The sequence below is a fragment of the Spirosoma validum genome (assembly GCF_014699035.1).
In the GTDB taxonomy this organism is placed as follows: domain Bacteria; phylum Bacteroidota; class Bacteroidia; order Cytophagales; family Spirosomataceae; genus Spirosoma; species Spirosoma validum.
The window spans coordinates 26,543-44,287 of sequence record NZ_JACXAA010000002.1 but is presented as its reverse complement, the minus strand read 5'-3'; the positions used below and the strand labels follow the sequence as shown (position 1 = coordinate 44,287).

16 protein-coding genes are annotated in these 17,745 nt (G+C 47.1%); 9 read left to right on the top strand and 7 right to left on the bottom strand.

Annotated elements, in window-relative coordinates; translation table 11 throughout:
- Window positions 1-196 precede the first annotated feature (196 nt).
- The 4 genes from IC230_RS05060 to lysS all read left to right on the top strand — a co-directional run bounded on the left by IC230_RS05060 (window position 197) and on the right by lysS (window position 5,287).
- Entirely contained in the window at window positions 197-1,519 is a 1,323-nt protein-coding gene (locus tag IC230_RS05060; RefSeq protein WP_191037900.1) for a sensor histidine kinase, read from the top strand.
- Window positions 1,516-2,187 (top strand): response regulator transcription factor, encoded by a 672-nt coding sequence (locus IC230_RS05055; RefSeq protein ID WP_191037899.1) that lies wholly within the window; start codon window positions 1,516-1,518, stop codon window positions 2,185-2,187. The genes IC230_RS05060 and IC230_RS05055 overlap by 4 nt, the downstream gene beginning before the upstream one ends.
- Window positions 2,188-2,227: 40 nt before the next feature.
- Window positions 2,228-3,340 (top strand): hypothetical protein, encoded by a 1,113-nt coding sequence (locus IC230_RS05050; RefSeq protein WP_191037898.1) that lies wholly within the window; start codon window positions 2,228-2,230, stop codon window positions 3,338-3,340.
- A 177-nt stretch (window positions 3,341-3,517) separates the two neighbouring features.
- A complete protein-coding gene (lysS, locus tag IC230_RS05045; protein ID WP_191037897.1) occupies window positions 3,518-5,287 on the top strand; it encodes a lysine--tRNA ligase in 1,770 nt (589 codons plus the stop codon).
- Between the two features lie 71 nt (window positions 5,288-5,358).
- Here the strand turns inward: lysS and IC230_RS05040 are convergent, their stop codons facing one another.
- Window positions 5,359-5,565: a cold-shock protein gene (locus IC230_RS05040; protein ID WP_191037896.1), complete on the bottom strand. Its 207-nt coding sequence runs from the start codon at window positions 5,563-5,565 to the stop codon at window positions 5,359-5,361.
- Between the two features lie 341 nt (window positions 5,566-5,906).
- Here IC230_RS05040 and IC230_RS05035 point away from each other — a divergent pair, with 341 nt between their 5' ends.
- Window positions 5,907-6,128: a PspC domain-containing protein gene (locus tag IC230_RS05035; protein ID WP_191037895.1), complete on the top strand. Its 222-nt coding sequence runs from the start codon at window positions 5,907-5,909 to the stop codon at window positions 6,126-6,128.
- Window positions 6,129-6,164: 36 nt separating this feature from the next.
- Here IC230_RS05035 and IC230_RS05030 read toward each other — a convergent pair whose 3' ends face one another.
- The 4 genes from IC230_RS05030 to IC230_RS34580 all read right to left on the bottom strand — a co-directional run bounded on the left by IC230_RS05030 (window position 6,165) and on the right by IC230_RS34580 (window position 11,818).
- Window positions 6,165-7,193, bottom strand: a complete 1,029-nt coding sequence (locus IC230_RS05030) for a glycosyltransferase family 2 protein (protein ID WP_191038598.1) — start codon at window positions 7,191-7,193, stop codon at window positions 6,165-6,167.
- A 133-nt stretch (window positions 7,194-7,326) separates the two neighbouring features.
- On the bottom strand, window positions 7,327-7,656 hold the full coding sequence (locus IC230_RS05025; RefSeq protein WP_191037894.1) for a YbaB/EbfC family nucleoid-associated protein: 330 nt from the start codon (window positions 7,654-7,656) through the stop codon (window positions 7,327-7,329).
- Window positions 7,657-7,709: 53 nt separating this feature from the next.
- Window positions 7,710-9,734, bottom strand: a complete 2,025-nt coding sequence (locus IC230_RS34585) for a T9SS type B sorting domain-containing protein (RefSeq protein ID WP_191037893.1) — start codon at window positions 9,732-9,734, stop codon at window positions 7,710-7,712.
- A gap of 143 nt (window positions 9,735-9,877) precedes the next feature.
- On the bottom strand, window positions 9,878-11,818 hold the full coding sequence (locus IC230_RS34580; RefSeq protein WP_191037892.1) for a T9SS type B sorting domain-containing protein: 1,941 nt from the start codon (window positions 11,816-11,818) through the stop codon (window positions 9,878-9,880).
- A gap of 278 nt (window positions 11,819-12,096) precedes the next feature.
- On the opposite strand from IC230_RS34580, the gene IC230_RS05010 reads away from it, so the two are divergent.
- Together IC230_RS05010 and trxA are read left to right on the top strand one after the other, a co-directional pair.
- A complete protein-coding gene (locus tag IC230_RS05010; RefSeq protein WP_191037891.1) occupies window positions 12,097-13,389 on the top strand; it encodes a bifunctional 3,4-dihydroxy-2-butanone-4-phosphate synthase/GTP cyclohydrolase II in 1,293 nt (430 codons plus the stop codon).
- Between the two features lie 107 nt (window positions 13,390-13,496).
- Window positions 13,497-13,802 (top strand): thioredoxin, encoded by a 306-nt coding sequence (gene trxA / locus IC230_RS05005; protein ID WP_191037890.1) that lies wholly within the window; start codon window positions 13,497-13,499, stop codon window positions 13,800-13,802.
- A gap of 142 nt (window positions 13,803-13,944) precedes the next feature.
- On the opposite strand, the gene IC230_RS05000 is transcribed toward trxA, so the two are convergent.
- Complete coding sequence (locus tag IC230_RS05000; RefSeq protein ID WP_191037889.1) at window positions 13,945-14,424, bottom strand: Cif family virulence factor; 480 nt, start codon at window positions 14,422-14,424, stop codon at window positions 13,945-13,947.
- Window positions 14,425-14,604: 180 nt separating this feature from the next.
- Between IC230_RS05000 and IC230_RS04995 the strand changes: the two genes are divergently transcribed.
- The gene (locus tag IC230_RS04995; protein ID WP_191037888.1) at window positions 14,605-15,654 is read left to right on the top strand and encodes a methyltransferase; all 1,050 of its coding nucleotides are present in this window, start codon (window positions 14,605-14,607) and stop codon (window positions 15,652-15,654) included.
- A gap of 22 nt (window positions 15,655-15,676) precedes the next feature.
- On the opposite strand, the gene IC230_RS04990 is transcribed toward IC230_RS04995, so the two are convergent.
- The gene (locus tag IC230_RS04990) at window positions 15,677-16,096 is read right to left on the bottom strand and encodes a hypothetical protein (protein WP_191037887.1); all 420 of its coding nucleotides are present in this window, start codon (window positions 16,094-16,096) and stop codon (window positions 15,677-15,679) included.
- Window positions 16,097-16,387: 291 nt separating this feature from the next.
- Here IC230_RS04990 and IC230_RS04985 point away from each other — a divergent pair, with 291 nt between their 5' ends.
- Window positions 16,388-17,668, top strand: a complete 1,281-nt coding sequence (locus tag IC230_RS04985; protein ID WP_191037886.1) for an MFS transporter — start codon at window positions 16,388-16,390, stop codon at window positions 17,666-17,668.
- Window positions 17,669-17,745: the final 77 nt, after the last annotated feature.

Below are 17,745 nucleotides of genomic sequence, written 5' to 3'. Positions count from 1 at the left end.
GGTTTGATAGGATTTGTCTTGCCACTTACTCAAGCAACGATGCAAACCTACCGTCCCTATCCCGATCGCTTTGTTAAGCGCTTCCTAACGTTTGTTAACGAGTTGTTAATAAGGCCTGAATGAGCGAGAAAGTGACTGAGCGAAAGATTGAAAAAACGTACTTTGCATCAGTCATTCACTCTTTCGCTCTTTGGGTATGTCTCGTCTGCGCCTGCTGGTTATTCTTTCGGTGCTGTCCATTATCGGAATCCTGGCCGTGCAGGCGGTTTGGCTACGGAACGCTTACGCTCTGCGCGAACGCCAGTTCCGGCAGTCGGCGTTTATTGCCTTGCAGGACGTAGCCGACGAAGTAGCACAATTAAATCGCTTTACAATAAATCGCTACGCCGTTACGCAGCTATCCGCCGATTATTTCATTGTCAATACCGATGCGCCGATTGATCCCGCTACTCTCGAAACGTTCATCCAGCGTTCGTTGCAGGCGCATCATCTGATTACCGACTATGAATATGGTATTTACAACTGCGAAACCGATCGTATGGTCTACGGTGCTTATGTCAGCACGAGCGGTTCAGCAGGCGCTAAAACAAAAAATCTGCCCAAATTTCCGCGCTATACGTACTATTTCGGCATCCGGTTTCCCAATCAATCAGCATTTGTAGCGGGGCAATTAAGTGGTTGGCTGTGGTCAACGGTAGCGGTGCTGTTGGTCGTAATTTTCTTCGGCTACACGCTAAGCGTTGTTCTTAAACAGCGTCGGCTCACGGAGGTGCAGCGCGACTTTATCAACAACATTACCCACGAACTTCAGACCCCCGTATCAACAATACGTATTGCCGCCGACGTACTGCAATCTGACGCAATTGTTCAGCAACCGGATCGGCTGAAACAGTACGCCCGCGTATTGAGCGAAGAAAGCGGTCGTTTGCAGAAACAGGTTAGCAGTATACTTCAACTAGCTCGTTCTGAACGTACTGGTTTTTCGCTGGAATTAACTGCCGTTGATTTACACGAACTAATGACTTCAGTAGCCGCTACATTTGCGCCGTTCGTACAGCTTGATCTTACGGCCACGAATGCTCATATTCAGGCTGACCGGTATCACCTTGAAACTGCCTTGAATAATTTGATTGATAATGGGCTGAAATACTGCGACAAATCACCCTGCATCGTGCTACGTACCCGAACAGAAAACAGCCAATTGATCTGGTCAGTAAACGATAACGGAATCGGTATTGCGCCTGAACATCAGAAAGCTATTTTCCGCCAGTTCTTCCGGGTAAGCGCTGGGCATACGCATAATGTAAAAGGCTTTGGGCTGGGTCTGTACTACGTTCGGCAGATTGTTAAAGCACACGGCTGGACGTTAGCTCTTATCAGCGAACCCGGTAAGGGCAGTACGTTTGACATAAAGAGCGAATCGGAACGCCAAACCGGCGTGAATGAGCGAATAAGCAAAAAGTTAACGCAAAACTTTTCACTCATTCGCTCATTCACTCATTCACAATTCCTTCCATGACTCCCGCGCATATTCTGTTCGTTGAAGACGATGTTAATCTGGGCTTTGTGATCCGGGATACGCTCGAAAACGTCCCTTTCATTGTTACGCACTGCATCAACGGTTCTGATGCTTGGGCTACGTTTCAGGCTAGTCGATTCGACATCTGTCTGCTGGATGTAATGCTGCCGCAAAGCGACGGTTTTACGCTGGCTCAGCAGATTCGATCTATCGATACGCAAATACCCATTTTATTTCTAAGCGCTTTAGCCAACAAAGACGACCGCTTACAGGGCCTGCGGCTGGGTGCCGACGATTACCTGACGAAGCCATTCAGCATTGAAGAATTAATCCTGAAAATCAACGTTTTTCTCCGACGAACTAGCTCAACAAACGAACGTTCGTTACGTGTCAACACAATCCTCAATCGGCAGAATCTCACGCTCACGGTTAACGGCCAAACCCAAATCCTCACCCAGCGCGAGACCAACGTAATAGCGTATCTGCTCGACCGCCCGAATACCCTTGTCCGACGCGATGAATTACTACGTGCCATTTGGGGCGACGACGATTATTTCATGGGCCGCAGTCTCGACGTATTCATCTCCCGGCTCCGCAAGCGACTCGCCCAGGACCTAACGCTACGTATCGAAAATGTACATGGGGTAGGATTCGTTTTGCGACAGTAATCTGCGACCTTTGCGAATATTTAGCTGTCTATCCAATCGTATGATTTACCGATCACCCGCCGTTACGTTAACGGTTTTACTACTTGCTCTTGGCTGTAAAACCGCCAAACTCCCCACCAGCAAACTGTCAACAACCGCCACCATTACCGAACAAGGCTTTCTTACCTGCTTTACCGCCGGAACGTCGGTAAATAGCCAACCTGTTTGGTGCGAAGCATCAGCCGTATTGTATGATGGCAAAAATTTGTTTTTCGCTAACGATAAAGATATGCCTTCGGGTCAGAGCTCGGTGTTTATGAAAACGCCCAAAACGCTGGCCGATTCAACGAAACAACCAACGTATCTGACACAATCCACTTTTTCGCAGGGAACAAAATATGAAGATTTTGCCCAGACACCCGATCGTCGTTACGTCTTTCTGACCACCGCTTTTGATCGTGTGAAGCCAGGTAGCCATGACTGGGATCGCTACAATACGATTCTCTACTGGCGAAGTGGCAACGAACAGCATCCGCATGTGCTGGCTCCCGACGATACCAGTCGAACATCCATTGCTTACCGTCAGCCGATTGCGCGGTTATTGGCCACTGCTGAGTTTCCGGGCGAACTTCCTTATTTTAAAATAGAAGGACTGGCTGCTACCGACAAACAACTGTTATTTGGCATCCGGGAAGAAGGCAAGTCGTTTGAGAGTTTTACGTACCGGGCAAAAATTGTCAGCGTATCGTACAGTATCGAGAAATCGGGCGACTCTGAGCGAATTCGGCTGGCCAACGACTGGAAAATTATCAACGATTTCGTTATTGCTAATGCCGACTCAACGCTTGCGAAACCACTGGCCATATCCAGTCTCGAATATGACCCTTTTCGAAACTGTTTCTGGATGCTGACTTCTCTGGAATCAAAGGATCAATTCGACACGTATTTGTGGATCATTTCACCCGATGATTTGTTCGCGAACAAACCCTTTACGCTGGTACGTAACGAGCAGGGTCAACCGCTACATACGCCTGGTCACAAAGGCGAAGATTTGACGCTACTGGACCGCAACCGTCTTCTACTCATCAGCGACGACGATCGTACCCGTACAACCATCGACTCACAAGTGCGGCAACCCAATCAGGCTGCTTACACGATTCTAACCATCAAGTAGAGCAGCAGAGTGTGGTGTTATTCCGGAGGGAAACAATCTATTACCACAACTGATTACACTTGATAATCTCTACCCATTTTTGACTACCCCTGATTATAGTTTTCGTATTTTTGCGCCCTCAAATACCGGCACGTCACTAACTTATCGACTCGTTGACGTACCAACCGTCTGACAATCATGCAACTGAGTGAACAGGAAATAAATCGCCGACAAAAGCGCGAGGAATTAATGCGGATGGGCATCGACCCCTACCCTGCCGAATTATTTGACGTAACAGCTACCGTTGCTGACATTCGGTCGGCCTTCCAGCCAGATGGTCCCGAAACGGACGTGGCGCCTGAACAGGACTTTTCTAGTGACGAACGCTGGGGAAATATTCAGCTTGCTGGCCGACTTATGATTATTCGCATTAGCGGCAGCGCATCGTTTGCGGAATTACAGGATTCGACGGGACGGATACAGCTTTATTTCCGACGCGATGACATTTGTCCCGGCGAAGACAAGACGCTGTATAACACCGTCTTTAAAAAGCTTCTGGACATTGGCGACATCATTGGGGTACGGGGTCATATTTTCTCTACCAAAACCGGTGAGTTATCGGTTTATGTCAAAGAATTTACGGTGCTCAACAAATCACTACGTCCGTTGCCAGTAGTGAAGGAAGTGGTGAACGACAAAGGTGAAAAAGAAACCTATGATGCGTTTACTGATCCCGAACAACGCTATCGCCAGCGCTACGTCGACTTGATCGTGAATCCGCAGATACGCGATGTGTTTGTAAAACGTACAAAACTGGTTAACTCGATTCGGCAGTTTTTGAGTCAGAAAGGGTATCTGGAGGTTGAGACACCGATTTTGCAGCCTATTCACGGGGGCGCTACCGCCCGGCCATTCCGTACGCACCACAATACGCTCGATATGACATTGTACATGCGTATTGCCAATGAATTGTATCTGAAACGATTAATTGTCGGCGGTTACGACGGTGTATTCGAATTTGCCAAAGATTTCCGGAACGAAGGCATGGACCGCACCCATAATCCGGAATTTACGCAGGTTGAGTTTTACGTTGCTTATAAAGATTACATCTGGATGATGGATACCATCGAAGAGATGGTGGAAAAAGTGGCCCTGGACGTAGCGGGAACAACGAAAGTGACGGTTGGCGAAAACGTTATTGACTTTAAGCGCCCCTGGAAACGGCTCACAATGTTCGAAGCCATTCAGGAATACACGGGAGTCGACGTATCAGCGATGGAAGAGGATGAACTTCGGCAAGTCGCGGAAAGCCGAGGCATCCGGGTGGATAGCACAATGGGCAAGTCGAAGCTGATTGATGAGTTGTTTGGCGATGCGTGCGAACCTAACCTGATTCAGCCGACGTTCATTACCGATTACCCGGTTGAAATGTCGCCTTTAACCAAGAAACACCGGAGTAAACCGGGTCTGGTTGAGCGATTTGAAGCCATATGTAACGGTAAGGAAATTGCCAATGCATACTCAGAATTGAACGATCCGCTTGACCAGCGCGAACGATTTGAAGAACAACTGCGCTTAGCCGAGCGGGGCGATGAAGAAGCGATGGTGCTGGACGAGGATTTCCTTCGCGCTCTGGAGTACGGTATGCCTCCTACGGCAGGTGTTGGTTTGGGCATTGATCGGTTGACGATGATCATGACCAATCAGCCTTCGATTCAGGATGTTTTGTTTTTCCCGCAGATGCGTCCCGAAAAGAAACTGGAGCAGTCAGAAGAGCGTGATTTTGTGGAAGCGGGCATTCCTGCAGAATGGGTTCCTGCCGTACAGAAACTTGGTTTCCTGACTGTTGAGCAGATACGTACTGCCAATCCAAACAAGCTGTTTAATGATCTGGGTGGTGTTCGTAAAAAGCTGAAATTAGAGGCTAAGATGCCGACACTCGACGACGTAAAGAGCTGGGTAGGGTAATTGCAGTCAACGCAAAAACCCCACCTGACCAGCAGATGGGGTTTTAATTTCTCGTTACGACATTTGGAGACTTAGTAATCAGAGTCTATTTTTTGCACCTTTACGGCGTTTAGTCCTTTTTTGCCGTCAACCACTTCAAACTGTACCCGGTCTTTCTCACGGATGGTAATGCCATTTAGCCCGGTAATGTGAACAAAAATGTCCCGGTTGGTATCGTCTTCAACAATGAAGCCATAACCTTTACTTTCATTAAAGAACTTTACTACACCTGTTTGCATAAAACGTAAATAATTAAACAATTAAACATTAAGAGGTTCAGTTATTAACAAAGTTTCATGAAACAGATACCAGGGCATTCCGAAAGACTGGATACTTGGTTGAAAATCAACGAACTTTGTTTATTATAAAACGGAAAATGGTACTTAAAAGCCATCAGCCCCGTTGCAACACAAAGAAAATAAAAATGTTCTGACTTCAATAAGTTTGAAGCCATTTTTTAGGTATTTTCATTACATTTATACTGATTTTCTACCTAAACGGCAAACATTCTGTTTGAAGCAGTCGTTAGTTCCTCTTGATTGTATTCAACGTTTATCCATGCACTTCGCAACTCAAAGACATGAATAAAATTAGGTTTTTCGTTGAAAGTCAGGCCTTTGGCGTTTGTTCACGCCTGGGAGAGAAAATGAGTATCTCGGCCAGTAGCATTCGGCTGTACTTCATCTATACCTCGTTTTTAACACTCGGCTCACCCGTTGTCCTTTATCTGATCCTGGCCTTCTGGATGGAGATGAAAAAGCACCTGCGCCGTCACGCCCATCCAACCGTCTGGGAATTATAAGATGATGAGTAAGTGTATTAAAAACAGTTATAATTATTAATTTATCATTTCAGCAAACGTCTTTTTGCCTTTCGCAAAATATTGCCATACGATGCTGTGCGGGTACAGTTTGACCTCTTTTATTTGTTGTTTCTGAAGTTGTTTTCGCTGACGGTGGAGAGTCGGTAAATGTCCGTAGAAAGCAAAGTGCGCCCTGAGAATTGCCCAGATGTCGCTCCACTCGCCTAATTGCATAAATAAAATTGAGGACGCCCCGTCTAACATCAGCCTAAGCAGAATTTTGGGCCATAACCAGCCATCAGCGGGCCAGTTTTTATATAGCATGAACAGGCTGTTGCGGTAATTCAGGTATGTTTTGTGCGGATTGGATTTGTGAAGCGTGCCGCCCCCAACGTGAAAAACCGTCGATTGGCCACACGTCCAGACTTCGTAACCGATTCGCTGTAGGCGCCAGCATAAATCGATTTCCTCCATATGGGCGAAAAACGATGCATCAAAGCCACCAACCTGATGGAAAACCTTTGACCGCACAAATAGACAGGCACCTGTGGCCCAGAATACGGGGCGGTTATCATCGTACTGCCCATGATCAGTCTCGAACGTAGCGAAAACCCGTCCCCGGCAGAATATATACCCCAACCAATCGACAAAGCCGCCCGCAGCACCGGCATGCTCAAATAAGTTACGCTCGCTGTAAGATCGGATTTTAGGCTGACAAGCAGCTATCTGTGGATTGGCATCCATCAAGGCTAGCACGGGCGCAAGCCAGCCGGGCGTCACTTCGATATCAGAATTGGGCAGAACGTAATACGTTGGCCGCTCATAATGCGTGTGAATAAAGTCGAGCGCCCGATTGTATCCACCTGCATAGCCCTCATTACGAGGAAGTTCAATGACGCGAACGTCAGGAAAATTAGTTCGGATAAAGGAAACCGACGAATCTGTAGAAGCGCTATCCGCTACGTAAACCGGATGACCATTCGCATTCGCAAGTACGGCAGGCAGGAATTTAGCTAAAAACGGTTGCCCGTTATAATTGAGAATGACTATGGCAAGGGTATCCAACTCGGTTTGTGATTCTTGGTTTGTACCGGGCCGCCGGGCGGTTTGAGCCTCACCATAGGACACGCCATCCTACGTGAAGTCAACTACGAACCGCCCATTACGGCGGTTCGGCACAAATTTACAAACTCTTTTACTACATCAGCCCGTCAAGATTTAAACCAGGGATGTTAGGCAGTAAACCTTCTGTAGCCTGACGCAGATGTTCACGCGTTTTGCTCTCAACATTGCTCATGGCCTTGTTGGTAGCGGCTACGATAAGGTCCTGTAGCATTTCGCGGTCGTCTGGACGAATCAAATCTGGGTCAATTTCAATTTTCAGTATGTTCTTCAGGCCGTTAACCGTCACTTTTACTAAACCCGCCCCTGATTCACCTGTCTCGGTAACCGTGCTAAGTGTTTCCTGTGCATCTTTCATTCGGGATTGAACTTCCTTCATTTTCCCGAACATGTCCATCATATTCATAAATAAGAGTTTGTAAGTCGTAGGTATACTAAGCAGTAGTCACTTACGATTGTTTATCGTAGTAACAACACCGCGCCGGTACGAACAGTTTTCTGCCCCCCCGGATCTTCTATCTCAATTCGGTACATATACTGGCCGACGCTAGCCGGTGCACCATTAATCAGTCCATTCCAACCCTTCGTTTTATCAGTCGTACTGTACACGATTTCGCCCCAGCGACCATAAATAGTCATTAAAAAGCGGTCATTAGCGATTCCTCTGGGTAAAAACTCATCGTTTATCCGATCGCCATTAGGCGTAAAGGCATCAGGAGTCCAAATTTTAGAGTCTCTGTATAACGTAACAAAGTTCGAATAGCTGGTTTTACTTCCCGCCGTAGCAATAATCTGATACGTAAACGTTGATGCGTTCGCATCATTCGGATTGATCTCGTAGCGCGTACCTGTGCCCATCGAAATTCGTTGCGTTGCACCGTTTAGCGAATCCGTCACAATAAGTGTATACGCTGCTACGGGGTCGGGCGTGAAGGGTGACTCTCGGGTCCAGTCAATACTGTTTCTCGTCTCTGAATTCAGAAAGACTGTACAAACCGGCTGAGACGGGGGAAGCGTCAGACCGCAAACGCCCTGATAGGTAATCTGATAGCAATAGGAACCAGCCGAAGCACTCACATTATTGTCAACGAACGTATTGTTATTCAGAACCGTACCAACTGGTGTAAATGCCCCCGAAGATCCATTTGAACGTCCAATTGCCAACGTGTAGCTGGACAATGTACCAGAAGAAGAATTGGGGAACGTAGCAACCAGTTTTGGTCGGTTATTTTCGACAGTCACAACAACATCATTCAGGTTATCCGGTACGTCGCCGTTAACACCTGTTACGCAAACGGAGGCCGATGTAATTTCGGTCTGGGTAACGCTACCAGCAACGGTAGCGGCTAAGCTATAGCAATATTGAGTGCCGCAAACGATGCTATTGTCGTCTGTGTATGTAGCTGTATTTTGATTCGTTATAGTTCCGCCAATGGATGCCCCATTCCGTGTAATACGATAAGACCGGAACTGTCCTGTCGTACCAGCATAGGGTTGCCAGTTAAGCGTATTCTTTTTGTTACCCGCCTTCGCATCCAGTGCCAGGCTACAGACTTCATCCGATCGTATCCCCGAACTGTTGCAAACGTCCTGTGCAACGACCTGAAAACATTGCACTTGCTTAGCATCTGTCTGAACGTTGAACGTCCCTGGAGCAGATTCTTTTAGCCCCGTGTCAGTATACACCCCATTTATTTTCCGATGGAGTTGCACAACTGCTCCGGCTCCGGCCTGATACGTAATACTGATCGAATTATCGCTTACGGTTTTAAGCGTCGTAATAGCCGGCTGGGCAACGACAGGTAATAACTTGATGGTTTGAGTAAAGGGCGTTTTGCAAATCGGATCAGCGGATGTTCCATAAACGCCTTCAACAGTCACCGTGCGAGTATCGGCACCATTATCCGTGTATGTATGCTCCGGATTTGCTTCCATACCCGCTCGATTTACCTCCTGAATATTCCCGTCATTCCAATTGATGACATACGTATCATACTGGCCTAAAGTCGATATGTCGGGAACGACCGTAACCTTTCTACCAGAGCATGATTTAACCGTAAGAGAAATAGGATCGAGGGGTAAAACCGTCAAAGTCTGGCAGGCTAAAGCCCGAGAATTATTACGACTGCCGACTTGTAATATGGTATAAGAACCAGGTCTCGTGTACGTAAAGCTTGGCCCTGCTTCGAAGTTAGATGGAATTCCTTTTCCACTGTATTGAGACACGTATCCTACGTTGGCCAGGTTCGTAGGGACACTACCACTAACAATAGTAACGGCCCCGCCAACACATATTCTGGTTTTGTTTAAGGTAAATCCACCAGTTTCAGCACCCTGCGGATTTGCACAATAATTGTTATTGGGGTCCTGGGCTAGTACATAACGAACAGGTAAACAGGTGATAAGCAGTACAAGAAGCAGCCAACAGATCGGTAAACCGATCTCCTCGCCAATCTTAGTCAGCCACAATCGTAAAACGCGCACGGAAAGTCAAATTTTTTATCGATTCCAGAATCGGATGGTTCCTTCTTTTGAAAACGTATTAACAGGCATTTTCGCTTGAAATCTTGGAATGATTTTAAACGAAATTATCCAATGACATCCGGGAACCTCTACGTTTCGCTACCCTATCGAATTAATTCCAGGGCGCCCGTGCGAATGATTTTCTGATTACTGATATCAACCACTTCAATACGATACATGTACTGACCGACACTGGCAGGCAGACCATTAATCAGTCCATCCCAACCCCTGGTTTTGTCGTTAGTGCTATATAGCACTTCCCCCCAGCGACTGTAGATATTCATCAGGAAGGTTTCGGCATACAATCCTTTCGGTAAAAACTCATCATTGACCTTATCTCCGTTGGGTGTAAACGCCGTAGGAACCGTAAACCGATCTTCCCGTTCAAAAATGTGGTAATTGGAATAACTCGTGTAATTACCCGATCGGGCAACGACCCGGTATACATACACAACCTCAGTTGGGCTCCGGTCATAATGTGTTGTAATACCAACGTTTTTTTCAGTACGGGTCAGTGAATCGACCAATTCGATGGCATAACTGGCTGGTGAACCCGGCGCGAAAGGCGATTCCCCGTTCCAGTCCATCGATCGAATTGAAGACGATGTCAAATGGATGGAGCAAACGGGGTTTGATGCAGGCAGGCCCAGTCCACAGCCACCCTGGTATTCGACTTTGTAACAGTATGATTTATCGGAAGCATTTACAGCATTATCCGTATACGTATTTTTGCCCACCAATGTGGTGAGCGGAGTAAACGTTCCGGAAGCACCGTCGGCACGGCTAACGACAAGTGTATAATTGGCGGGTACGCCCGTAGTGGGTAGGTTTGCCGTTAAACTCGGATGATTGCTATCGACCGACACAACAATATCGCCAATCTTATCGGGCACAGTGCCATTAATGCCTGTTACGCAGGACGGTGCTGACGTAACAATGGTTTGCGTGGCTTTACCAGACAACGTAGCCACGATCCGGTAGCAATACTGCGTTCCACAGGTCACGCTGGAGTCTGTAGACGTAGCGGCACTTCTGTTCGTTAAAGCAGTTCCTAATGGAGCATCATTTTTTGTAAGCTGATACTGCTTAAACAACGTATCAGCTCCGACTCCGGCATACGGTTGCCAGGTAAGCGTATTTTTCTTGTTGGTCGCTTTGGCATCCAGTACAAGGCTGCATACTTCACTGGATTCGATCGTCGTACTCCCGCAAACGTCCTGCGATACAACTTTAAAACACTGTACCTGCCTGGCATCTGCTTTAACCGTAAACGTAGCAGGACCAACCGTCCGTTGGCCTGTGCTCACATAGGTACCATTCACTTTCTGATAAAGCTGTACCGGCGAAGCCGCACCGACCTGATACTGAAGCGTAATGGTCCCGTTATCAACAGCGTTTAAGGCCTGTATAAGCGGCTGGCTTATCTCCGAAGCCAGGGCAACTGCCTGTTGGCTCGATGAACTACATAGAGGGATGTTAAGCGAACCGTATATACCGTCAATCGTTATGATTTGTGTGTTTGCCGCCCCGTTAGCATAAGTATGTTGTGGATTAGCCTCTAATTGCGCTCGGCTCATCTCTACCGGAAGCGTGCCATCGCCCCAGTTTAAAATGTAGGTATCATACTGCCCTAACGTAGCAGCATTTACCTGTACGGTCACCTGTCTGCCTGTACACGATTTGGCTGTGAATTGAACAGGGTCCTGTGGGAGCACCGTGATCGTCTGGCATTTTACGGCTAACGTCCCATTTAATGTACCCTTTTGCAGAATTGTATACGTACCGGGCGTGTTGTACGTAAAAATCCCTTGTAGCTGTAAGTCGCCAGTAGGAATACCGTTTCCCTTGTAATCAGCTATATAGGAAATACTTGTTAAGCCTGACTTAAATGCTGTAACGCGTATTCTATCTCCGGGACAAATCCGTGTTTTATCTAGTGTAAATCCTCCTTCAGCTGCGCCCTGGGGATTAACGCAATAGTTGTTGGTAGGGTCTATTGTTTGGGCTATTGAGGAAATGGCCTGTGCAAAAATAAAGAGCACCACAATAAAGAATTGTAGTATTGGTCTCTCAGCTTTCACCCTACTACCTACCAGCCACAAACGCATAAAATGCACAAGAGGTAAACAATTCATCATCCGTATAATCAGAGGCTTAGTCTTTCCAAAGAACGACTTAGTGGACATTTTCGCATCAGGCGAAACGTATCTTTATTAAAATCAGTTTTCAGGTCAAACACGAAGAAACCTAACCAAACCAGGTCTCTATAAAACTAGTCTACTGGACTTCAAAGATAGTTCCGCCGACACGCATCAACCAAATAATGAGTCACAATAGTAATTATACGGAATCTAAGAGCCAGGCTCCTTCAGATCACTCAGAATCAGCACCTATTCGACTGGACAGCATTGAAGAAGCCGTCGCCGATATCAAAGCCGGTAAAATCGTGATTGTTGTCGATGATGAAGATCGCGAAAACGAAGGTGACATGATCTGCGCAGCAGAAATGATCACCCCCGAAATGGTCAATTTCATGATCCGTGAAGCCCGTGGTCTGATGTGCGCTCCACTCACGCAGGAACGGTGCGACGAACTGGGTTTAGATATGATGGTGACGAGCAATACGTCAGTCCACACGACCCCGTTTACGGTATCCGTCGATTTATTGGGGCATGGTTGCACCACCGGTATTTCAGCCTCTGACCGCTCGAATACCATTCGGGCTTTAGTCGATCCAGCTATTAATCCAGAGGACTTGGGGCGCCCTGGACATATTTTCCCGTTACGGTCCGTTGAAGGTGGTGTCATTCGCCGGGCGGGTCACACGGAAGCGGCTGTCGATCTGGCTCGCATGGCTGGACTGGCACCAGCGGGTGTGCTGATTGAGGTGTTGAATGAAGATGGCACGATGGCCCGGCTACCTGAGTTACGCGTAATGGCCGATCGCTTCGGCATGAAACTCGTTAGTATTCAGGATCTGATCGCATACCGATTACGTACTGAAACCCTGATCCGTCGTGAAATTGGCGTAGACATGCCGACTGAATGGGGACACTTCGACTTGATTGCCTATAAACAAAGCAACACGGGCGATACGCATCTGGCGCTCGTAAAAGGTACCTGGGAACCCAATGAACCCGTATTGGTACGTGTCCATTCCTCCTGCGTTACGGGCGATATTTTCGGCTCCTGCCGCTGCGACTGTGGTCCTCAGCTTCATGCAGCCATGCAAATGGTCGAAAAAGAAGGAAAAGGCGCTATTGTTTACATGTTTCAGGAAGGCCGGGGCATTGGTTTAATGAACAAGCTAAAAGCGTATAAACTTCAGGAAATGGGCCGGGATACCGTCGAAGCAAACCTTGAGCTAGGCTTGCCGATGGACGCCCGTGATTATGGCGTTGGTGCCCAGATTCTGCGTGACCTGGGCATACGGAAACTTCGACTTATCTCGAATAATCCCAAAAAACGGGCGGGTCTGATGGGCTACGGTCTGGAAATTATCGACACCATACCGGTCGAAATTCCATCGAATCCACACAACGAAACGTACCTACGTACCAAGCGCGACAAAATGGGCCACACCATTATGAACGAGCCGGTTAACGAAGAACAATAGCGACTGTTTGCGGTTTTTCAATATACCGTTTTTGGTTGGCCGACACGTATTATCAGTACGTCGATTTACTGAAAAACGGAATCCGACAACTGTAAAACCACAAGAAAATGAACAAGCAATCATTCAAAGACCTGATTTATGGCGATAAGCCTGTGCTGGTCGATTTCTATGCTGATTGGTGCGGTCCCTGTAAACAGCAGGCGCCCATTTTGAAGCAGCTCACCGATCGGGCAGGTGATAAAGTGCGGGTTATCAAAATTGACGTCGATAAAGCGCAGTCTGCTGCCCAGCAATATCAGATTCGAAGCATTCCGACAATGATTCTGTTTAAAGATGGGAAGATTGTCTGGCGGCAGTCAGGTGTTCAGCCACTACATACCCTGGAGGGATTAGTGAAGCAATTCAGCGCATAAAGAATAACTGACGCTTTATAAAAACGAGTTTGTACAGAAATGGGCTGGATGAAGAATCCAGCCCATTTCTGTATCTGTTTATGACGACTACTAATTAATCTTACACAAATCAATTATCTCTAATCGACAATCTCAAGCTTCGCTATTTACTCTGCGCTAGTCCGAAATTCTTCAGGTTGGTTAGCGCAATGACGTTAATAATTTTCCACTGTCCATTCAACTTTTCTACGACCCTCGTTTCTTTCGAGGTTGTCTTACCGTGACTATCCACGAGTGTCTGATCGTACGTAACAAACGCCATATTGCCATTCTGGTGAATGGTATAGTTTGCATTCTGGACGGTAACTTTATCAGACACTTTCGAACTCTTAAACTGACTGGCAAACTGTTTTTCCAGATCAGACCAGCCCTGAATCAGCCTAAAATCGCCACCATAAAGGTTGGCCGCAAAATTAACATAGGGCGTATGCGCCCAGGCGTTTGCCCACTCGGCTTTATCACGCTTAAAAAAACCTTCGGTTTCACTACGTAACACACGCTTGATAGCATCGTTGTCGGCCTGAGCCAGACTACGCGAAACGGCACTTAGCAGAAGCAGAATTACTAAAAGTAAGTTTTTCATGGCCGTAAAATGTTTATTTGACGGTCAAGGTATATCACTTTATTATAACAATCAAGTATTTTTTTGTACTTTTTAATCACTAACTATCAAAATGATATACTCTGCTTAGTCACCCGCAACAAGCGGCTATCTTTGACTGTCCTGAGGATATACTATTTGCTTACGTAACCAATTGCTCCAATGCCTACTTTGACTCAACCAGATCCTGCCCCGATCACCCGCCATTTACGAGCTATGTTTGGCTCACGTTTATTGATTGCCGCCGTTCATCACTTACACGTATTCGACGAGTTAAGCAAAGGCCCACTTCCAATGGCAGAATTGAGCAGCAGACTCCGTTTGAGAGAACGGCCAGCCATGGTGCTTTTCCCAGCGTTATGCGCGATGAATTTGCTCGACTACGACGAAAATGGACTATTGTCAATTACTGAATTGGGGTGGTACATCACAAAATCCCATAACCCCAGTCTGGCAGGTTATGTTGAATTGGAAAAAGATGATCCGGGTGCTTTTGAAATGGCCGTCCGACTCAAGAATGATGGCCCATTAGACACTCCACAAGGCATTTCATTCGTAAAAGAAGGGGAAGAACCCTCGCCGATGGATGACCCTAAGTTATCTCGCAAATTTACGCTGGGATTAGCCGGACGCGCCCTTCACCTATCTCCTATCGTCGCTGCGAACATAACGAAACGCGAAGGCCACTTGCTCGACGTAGCGGGTGGTACTGGCTATTACACTTACGAATGGCTGCTCGCCAATCCAACCTCAACGGCAACGCTGTTCGACCGACCCGTAGTACTGAACGTAGCCAAAGAACTCCTGGATGAATTTGCGCAGAATGGTCGTCCGGGCGCTGAAGGGGTAAAAGCGCGCGTTACGTTCTTACCGGGCGATATGCTGACGGATGATCTCCCGGAAACGGATATTCTGCTAGCCGCCAGCCTCTTTCACGATTGGCCAGTACCAACCTGTCAACTCCTGGCGAACCGCTTCGCCCAAGCGCTACGTTCTGGTGGCGAGTTGTGGGTACACGACGCCTTTCTGAACGATACGTTGGATGGTCCACTAGCCGTTACCGACTATTCAGCCCAGCTGTTTTGGGGAACCAAAGGTCGTTGTTACAGCCGTGCCGAGTACAGGAGCTGGTTTTCGGAAGCCGGACTTACACCTGCTTCGGAAGAAATAGCGACGCAAATGGACTATGGATTGATTTGGGCGCAAAAGTAACAACAGGCGTAGTTGAGACTGTCTACTTGAACTTCTTCTCTATCGCTTTGACCAGCTTTCTGGCAGAAGCTTTTTTTGCGTTAAATCCATTCGTACCATTAGGGCTAACTCGATACGTATCAGACTCCCAGAGCACTGTATTATTTTTGTCGTAAAATTTAGCTGCAGAAGCAATGGATGTGCCACCCCAGGAAGTTGCCGTTATTCCCTTACTCGCTTCGACATCTAATTTTATAATGAAGTCAGCCGATTGACTATCAGAAACCAGTTTCCAGTAACCCCATTCGCGTAGATTCTCAACAAAAGCGTTTGCCGTTTCCTGAACATTTTCATTTTTCGAGGACGATTCGACGTAAGCAGTATTTCCTTTCTTAAACAGTTCATCTGATTGACTGAATGTTGCAGATGTCACAAAAAGCAGGAGATAAATTAGCGTTTTCATGGGTGTCTGTGTTTAAATCAACATACTTTCACGATCAGCGATTCGATCGACTAAGAAGCTTAAAATATACAACGCATTCCAGCGGCCGATGTTCGGTCAACCTGACGATCAGCCTAAGCGCTTATTTTAGGCACTCATCAGTTGTTACGTTAATGATACGTATCAGTCTGGAAATGATTTCTGCTGAAACGTGTAGATCATTCAGTAGAGCAAGCTAACCATCCCCTTTATTGTTTGCGGCAACGTAGTGCAACGACACAGAGGTTGTCTACTATTCAGACGTAAGCTTACATGGACCAAACAATTGCAAAATCGCGTTGGTATCGACTACTGCCGATCGCTTTCATTACGTACAGTCTGGCTTATTTAGACAGGGCAAATTTCGGATTCGGAGCCGCTAGTGGCATGGCAACCGATTTGCATATTACGCCCGCCATGTCTTCTTTGCTGGGCTCATTATTTTTTCTGGGGTACTTTTTCTTTCAGGTTCCAGGTGCGATCTATGCCGAGAAAAAAAGCGCGAAGAAGCTAATATTCTGGTCGTTGATTCTGTGGGGTGGGCTAGCGATGGCGACTGGTATCATCAGCAACATAACGCTGCTGATTGTCATCCGATTTATGCTCGGCGTAGTAGAAAGTGCCGTGATGCCGTCGATGCTGCTCTTTCTGAGCCGGTGGTTTACAAAGGCCGAACGTTCACAGGCTAATACATTTTTGATTCTGGGTAATCCGGCCACGATACTCTGGATGTCTATTCTGTCGGGTTATTTGATTAAAGCGGTCGGTTGGCGCTGGATGTTTATTATTGAAGGGCTACCCGCTATTATCTGGGCTTTCTTTTGGTGGCGACTGGTCGATGATAATCCTAAAGAGGCTACGTGGCTAACTGAACCCGAAAAGGAAGCATTGGATGCCGAATTGCAGAAAGAGCAGCAGGGCATCAAACCCGTCAAGAACTACGCCGAAGCGTTTAAATCGAGGATTGTTATTCTGCTCAGTCTACAATACGCCTTGTGGAGTATCGGCGTCTACGGATTTGTCATGTGGCTCCCGTCGATTCTAAATGCGGCTCCGAATATGACGATCGTCAAAACGGGATGGCTGTCTTCAGTGCCCTACGTACTGGCCATCATCGGAATGCTAAGTGCTTCGTATTTTTCGGATAAAACCCTGAACAGAAAAGCGTTTGTCTGGCCTTTTCTATTGATTGGCGCTATCGCCTTCTATGCTTCCTACCTGGTTGGCGTAAATCAGTTCTGGCTATCCTTTGTTCTGCTCATCATCGCGGGTGGTGCTATGTACGCACCCTACGGTCCATTCTTTGCCATTATACCGGACTTACTTCCCAGGAACGTAGCTGGTGGAGCGATGGCGCTAATTAATAGTTTTGGCGCGTTGGGTTCCTTTATTGGCTCATACATCGTCGGCTACTTAAACGGAACGACCGGTGGATTTGGCGCTTCTTATATTTTTATGGCGGGTTCGCTATTCCTTTCCGCTATTATCACCCTGATTGCCGTTAGGAAGCCTGCCCCCGTTAACGAACCAACACCCCAAACGTTCACAGCTTAACTACCTGACCTCGTTTGACCCCGCTGGAGTCATATCGCACTAAGCCGTTAAAGATATAAACTAAACTTGCGTAGTTG